This window comes from uncultured Campylobacter sp. (genome assembly GCF_937890585.1).
Taxonomy (GTDB): domain Bacteria; phylum Campylobacterota; class Campylobacteria; order Campylobacterales; family Campylobacteraceae; genus Campylobacter_A.
The window spans coordinates 1-5738 of sequence record NZ_CALACG010000196.1; the positions used below are offsets into that span (position 1 = coordinate 1).

At 40.2% G+C, this 5738-nt stretch carries 6 protein-coding genes; 3 read left to right on the forward strand and 3 right to left on the reverse strand.

Annotation, left to right across the window (positions count from 1 at the left end; all coding sequences use genetic code 11):
• Positions 1-46: 46 nt before the first annotated feature.
• Genes Q0296_RS05730 through rarD (Q0296_RS05740) form a run of 3 tightly spaced genes read right to left on the reverse strand, consistent with a single transcriptional unit; the run spans position 47 to position 2223 of the window.
• Complete coding sequence (locus Q0296_RS05730; RefSeq protein ID WP_298037855.1) at positions 47-499, reverse strand: hypothetical protein; 453 nt, start codon at positions 497-499, stop codon at positions 47-49.
• Positions 492-1379 carry an EamA family transporter RarD gene (gene rarD, locus Q0296_RS05735; protein ID WP_298037869.1) on the reverse strand — a complete coding sequence of 296 codons (888 nt, stop codon included), beginning with the start codon at positions 1377-1379 and terminating at the stop codon, positions 492-494. The genes Q0296_RS05730 and rarD (Q0296_RS05735) overlap by 8 nt, the downstream gene beginning before the upstream one ends.
• Complete coding sequence (gene rarD, locus Q0296_RS05740) at positions 1363-2223, reverse strand: EamA family transporter RarD (protein WP_258030448.1); 861 nt, start codon at positions 2221-2223, stop codon at positions 1363-1365. Before rarD (Q0296_RS05740) ends, rarD (Q0296_RS05735) begins: the two co-directional genes overlap by 17 nt.
• 170 nt (positions 2224-2393) lie before the next feature.
• Here rarD (Q0296_RS05740) and Q0296_RS05745 point away from each other — a divergent pair, with 170 nt between their 5' ends.
• From Q0296_RS05745 to Q0296_RS05755, 3 genes are all read left to right on the forward strand, one after another.
• Positions 2394-3734 carry a class II 3-deoxy-7-phosphoheptulonate synthase gene (locus tag Q0296_RS05745; protein WP_298037859.1) on the forward strand — a complete coding sequence of 447 codons (1341 nt, stop codon included), beginning with the start codon at positions 2394-2396 and terminating at the stop codon, positions 3732-3734.
• Positions 3735-3758: 24 nt separating this feature from the next.
• On the forward strand, positions 3759-4715 hold the full coding sequence (locus tag Q0296_RS05750) for an NAD(P)/FAD-dependent oxidoreductase (RefSeq protein WP_298037862.1): 957 nt from the start codon (positions 3759-3761) through the stop codon (positions 4713-4715).
• Between the two features lie 3 nt (positions 4716-4718).
• Positions 4719-5738 (forward strand): hypothetical protein (locus Q0296_RS05755; RefSeq protein WP_298037863.1); only part of this gene is annotated, 1020 nt, incomplete at its 3' end.

The following is a 5738-nucleotide window of genomic DNA, read 5'->3' on the forward strand; positions in this document are numbered from 1 at the left end:
CGTCGGCAGCGTCAGATGTGTATAAGAGACAGGTTTATGGTCGCTCTCACAACCCATCAAATTCTTTCTTTAGTTCGTCTCTTAGCTCTTCGGCTCTATCTTCGCCGTTTTTGAAATTTGCCTTCACAAAGCCATCGATCTCGTCTAAAATTTCAACAAGTTCGCTTTCCCAGTTTGCATTTTCCCGCTTTAAAAGCGCCTCGACCTTATCTCTTATCTGCTCTAAGGTATCAAGCGCTTTGTCTTTGTCGCCAGCCCCATTTAGCGCATCTTCAAAGAGTATGTCTTGCCTTAGAGCATTTATCTTTTTTAAGATGACATTGCAAAATTTAGGGTATTTTTCAGCGTTGTTTAAATTTTGCAAAACCTCTTGCGCAGCTTTTTGATATGCAGGCACCGCTCCTTCATCGTCAAGCTTTTTGGTTAGTTTTTGCACCTGAAAGTACAAAATAAGCGCCGCAAAAAACGCAAGCAGCAAATAGATCGTAACGCTATTCATTTTTACTCCTTTTTCTAAATTTATCTACGCTAATTATCGCAAGCGCCAGCCAGATCATACAAAATGAGATGACTTTGTAGCCATTCAAAATTTCGCCATAAATGAAGACCGCACAAAGGATCGCGATGGTTGGTGAGATGTATTGCAAGTAGCCGATAGTCGTTAAATTTATCCTTGTCGTAGCTGCGTTAAATGCGACAAGTGGCACGATGGTTACGATGCTTGAAGCGATCATTAAAAGTGAGTCCTCGTTTAGTCCAAAGTGGCTTTGCGAGTGAAAAACCAGCCATAAAACGTAGCCAAGTGCAAATGGAAACATAAAAAATGTTTCGATAAAAAGCCCATTAAATGCGCTAATCTTCGCCATCTTTCTAACCATAGCGTAAAATCCAAACGAAAGTGGCAAGATAATAGAGACAAGTGGCAGGCCACCTTTGGCGTAAATTTGCACGCAAACGGCTGCGATGACGATGCAAACAGCTATGGCGCTAGCTTTGCTCAGGCACTCTTTAAAGATGATGACGCCAAGGAGCATGCTTATCAAGGGATTTATAAAATATCCCAAGCTCGTATCTAAAATTTTGCCGCTACCCACCGCATAGACATAAACGCCCCAGTTTATGGTGATAAAAATACCACTTAAAAATAGAGCCTTTAGCGAGCGGATATCCTTAAGAAGCGCAAAAATTTCGCCCATTTTGCCATTAATGCAAAGCACTGCTGCCATCAAGAAAAATGACCAGATGATCCTGTGGGCTAAAATTTCATAAGCATCGACATCTTTGCTAAATAGGTTGAAATAAACCGCCAAAAACCCCCACATAAAAAAGGCGCTAAGCGCGAGAATAACGCCTTTTTGGCTCTCATTTAGTCTTGGTATTTTTGTCGCCTTTTATAGAATTTATACTATCTATCATCAAAAGCGTGACAGAGATGGCTAGGCAGATCATCAAAAAGTATGAGCTTTTCTCCAGTCTCTCGCCGATGGCAAATGAGACAAAGAGCATCATTATAGGCTCAAAATATGTAAGCAAACCTAGTACATTTATCGGCACGAGCGTGCTTGAGAGGATCTGGGCGATGAGGGCTATGCCGCTGATAGCACCAAGCAAGATGAGCAGATAGTAGATGTTTGGATTTTGGCTCATTACGTAGTCCATATCGGCTGTGAGCGCAAAATAAAATGAGAATAAAAACATAAAAATTATCTCTATAACAAAGCTTGAGAAATTTGCAAGGTTGTAGTACTTTCTAATGGTAAAATAGACTGGATAAAGGCAAAAAACTACAGCGCTCTCCCACGAGATGCCACCACTAATGACTGCTGTGCTAAAGACGCCAATGGCAGCGAAAAATATCGATGCTAACTTTGTTTTTGAGAGGTGCTCTTTGAAAAATATCCGTCCAAAAAGGACCATGACTATTGGCATGATGAGGTAGCCTATCGAGACTTTTAGCGCTGCGCCGTTACTTGGAGCCCAGAGATAGAGCCACATCTGAAATGAGACGATGAGCGAGGTAGCAAGCAAAACTAGTAAAATTTTAGGTTTTAGCTTTATTTTTAGAAGTAAAAATTTGAAATTTCGCTGCTGTTTTAACAAAAAAATGGCGGCGATGACAAAAGGCATGGCAAAGATCATGCGGTATCCAATAAGAGCTTGCGTGCTGATGGGGTTCATGAGCACTGACATGTAGTAGATGCAGTTAAATAAAACTGATGCCAAAAGCGAATAAAAAATGCCTTTTATCATGAAAAAAATCTTCTCTTTTTCTGGGTAAATTTAAAGTAGCGATTGTATGTAAAATATCTTTAATAACCCATTAATGGCTTTTATTTTTTAAGTTTTGCGTGATATAATCAGCGCTAAATTAAGGAAAAAGATAGGAAAAATTTATGACTTGGAACAGAGATAGTTGGAGAGAATTTAACATCTTACAACAACCAACTTATCCAAATTTAAAAGAGCTAAAAGAGGCTGAAGAAAAACTAAAAGCACTTCCGCCTTTGGTATTTGCTGGTGAGGCTAGAAGTCTTAAAAATGAGCTTGCAAAAGTTTGCAATGGCGAGGCCTTTTTGCTTCAAGGTGGCGACTGCGCTGAGAGCTTTACAAATTTTAACGCAAACAACATCAGAGATATGTTTAAGGTCTTACTTCAAATGGCGATAGTTTTAACCTTTGGCGGTGGCTGTCCAGTGGTCAAAGTAGGTCGCGTAGCAGGGCAGTTTGCAAAGCCTAGAAGTAGCGATTATGAAGAGGTAAATGGCGTTAAGTTACCAAGCTATAGAGGTGACATCATAAATGGCTTTGAATTTGACGAGAAAGCTAGAGTTGCCGACCCAAAACGCATGATAGAAGCTTACTATCAAAGTGCTTCTACGATGAACCTCTTAAGAGCCTTTTCAAGAGGAGGTTTGGCTGATCTTCATCAGGTGCATAAGTGGAATTTAGGCTTTGTTAAAAAGCCAGAGATCGGTGAGAAATACGCAAAACTAGCTGACGATCTAACAAAAACTCTATCTTTCATGGCAGCTTGTGGCATCACTTCGGCAAATACCCCAGCGATAAATCAAACAGCAGTCTATACATCTCACGAGGCGCTACTTTTGCCTTATGAAGAGGCGCTAACTAGGGTTGATAGCCTTAGTGGCGAGTGGTACGACTGCTCGGCTCACATGCTTTGGATAGGCGAGAGAACGCGCGGCATAAACGACGCTCACGTGCATTTTTTAAGCGGCGTTAAAAATCCTATTGGCGTTAAGATCGGACCAAGTGCAAAAGCTGAAGACGTCATCGCACTAGCAAATAAGCTAAATCCAGAAAATGAAGCTGGCAGACTAAATGTGATAATCAGAATGGGCGCTGATAAGATCGGCGAAAATTTACCAAAAATTTTAAGAGAGCTAAAGCGTGAAGGGCTAAATATCGTTTATAGCATCGATCCTATGCATGGCAATACCGTTAAAGCCTCGAACAATTACAAAACTCGTGAATTTAGTAAAATTTTAAGCGAGGTTAGAAGCTTTTTTGAAATTCACAAGGCTGAGGGCACAAGAGCTGGCGGCGTGCATCTTGAGATGACCGGTCAGGACGTGACTGAGTGCACGGGCGGGGCGTTAAAGCTAACAGAGAGCTCGCTAGAGCAAAGGTATGAGACCCAGTGCGACCCAAGACTAAACGCTGATCAGGCGCTTGAGCTCGCATTTTTGATGGCTGATCTAGTTAAGAAAGCTTGAAATTTATAAAATTTGGAGAAAAATATGACAAATGTTTATGACCTAATAGTAGTTGGCGGCGGCCCTTGTGGTATCGCTAGTGTAGTTGAGGCCAAAAGAAATGGCTTAAGCAATGTTTTACTCCTTGAAAAAGGTGACAACCACAGCCAAACGATCAGAAAATTTTATAAAGACAATAAACGCGTGGATAAAGAGTACAAGGGTCAGGACAGCACGATACACGGCCTAGTTTCGTTTGAGGACGGCACAAAAGAGAGCACGCTTGACTATTTTGACAAGCTGCTTGACACTGAAAAGATCGAGGCGTTTTTTAACTCTGAGGTCGAAAGCGTTAAAAAAGATGGCGACATTTTTAATGTAACCACCTCAAAAGCGACATTTAAAGCCAAAAACGTCATGATATCTATCGGCAAAATGGGACGTCCAAACAAGCCTGACTATAAGATCCCGCCGTCATTAAATTCAGTTGTAAATTTTAACCTAGATAACTGCACAAACGGCGAAAAAGTGCTTGTTGTGGGCGGTGGTAACTCAGCAGTTGAGTACGCTATCGAGCTTTGCCAGTACAACAAAACGACGATAGCTTACAGAAAAGATAACTTTAGCCGTGTAAATGAGACAAATTTAACCGCACTTTGGGAGCTTGAGAAGCACAATAAGATAAAAGTAAGGCTAAATCACGATATAACAGAGATAGACAACGAGTCTGGTAAAGTTAGAGTGCACTACGAAAATGGCAAAATTCGCGTATATGACAGGGTTGTATATGCGATCGGCGGTTCAAGTCCGGTGGATTTTTTACAAAAATGCCAGATAAAAACTGATGATAAAGGCACTCCGATCATCGATGAAAACTATCAAAGCAGCGTGCCAGGACTTTACGTTGGAGGAGACATCGTTTTAAAAAATGGCGGCTCAATCGTGGTCGCACTAAATCACGCTCATAGCGTCATCAAAGATATCTTAAAAGCCAAGGCGTAAGATTTGTTAAATAAAATTTTATTAGCTATTTTTTGTTTGATAGCTGGCTTTTCTCTCTCGTTTTTGAAATTTCAAAAAGAGGACGAGGCGCCAAAAGATACTAATCAAACGATTTATTCTATAAATTTTGATGATCTCCCTGAAGAAGAGAAGCAAAGATATGTAAGCAAAGACGATCTTTACGAGTATGGCGGCTACATCACGCCAAAAAGCTACATGCAAAATTTTGTTGATGATAAGGATCTAAATTTATCAAACAATGTAAATGAGCTTCAAGAGCAAGTGCGCGAGCTAAGCAAAAAAAATGAAATTTTAGCCGCTGATAATGTCGATATGAGCGAGAAAAATTTAGACTTTATAAGCAAAATTTCAGAGATGAAAAGAAATATCGAAAATGAAAAAAACGAGATAGTTGAAAAAAATCAAAAGGCTCTTGGCGAGCTTGAAGCGCAACACTTTGAAAATATCCAAGCTCTGACAAAGCGCCTAAATGAAGCGCAAGCTGATATGATAGAGAGCTCAAAAGCTTATGAAAAAAAGATAATCGACCTTGAAAATGCGATAAATGACGCTAAGATCGGCGATGATGATAGGCTAAAAGAGGCTCAAAATGGCTTTGATAAATTTAAAGAGAGCTCTGAGGCAAACTATACAGCCCTAAAAGAGCAAAATGCTGAGCTAAACGCTACTTTGGCGCAAAAAGAGGCGATGATAAAAGAGTATGAAAAGGCTCAAGGCGAAAAAGATAGAGGCGAGAAAAAAGAAATTTTACTCCTAAAAGAGGAGATCGAGAGAGTAAAAAGCGAGGCTAGAACCGAGAAATTTAGCTATGAAAAAGAGATAAATGCGCTAAATGACGGCTTTGAGACGCAAAAAAGCGTTATGGAAGATGAGCTTTCTAAAAAGACAAATAAGATCATCGACCTAGAAGAGGCGCTAGAGGCAAGCAAAACTGCTCTAAAAGATAGCGTTTACGAGCTTGATGAGATAAAGAAAAATTTAAATTCAAAAGATCTAGCGGTA

Excerpts from the sequence above, each read along its gene's own strand:
- Q0296_RS05750 (WP_298037862.1), top strand. The coding sequence starts at position 3,759 with ATGACAAATGTTTATGACCTAATAGTAGTTGGCGGCGGCCCTTGTGGT.
- Q0296_RS05745 (WP_298037859.1), top strand. The coding sequence starts at position 2,394 with ATGACTTGGAACAGAGATAGTTGGAGAGAATTTAACATCTTACAACAA.
- Q0296_RS05730 (WP_298037855.1), bottom strand. The coding sequence starts at position 499 with ATGAATAGCGTTACGATCTATTTGCTGCTTGCGTTTTTTGCGGCGCTT.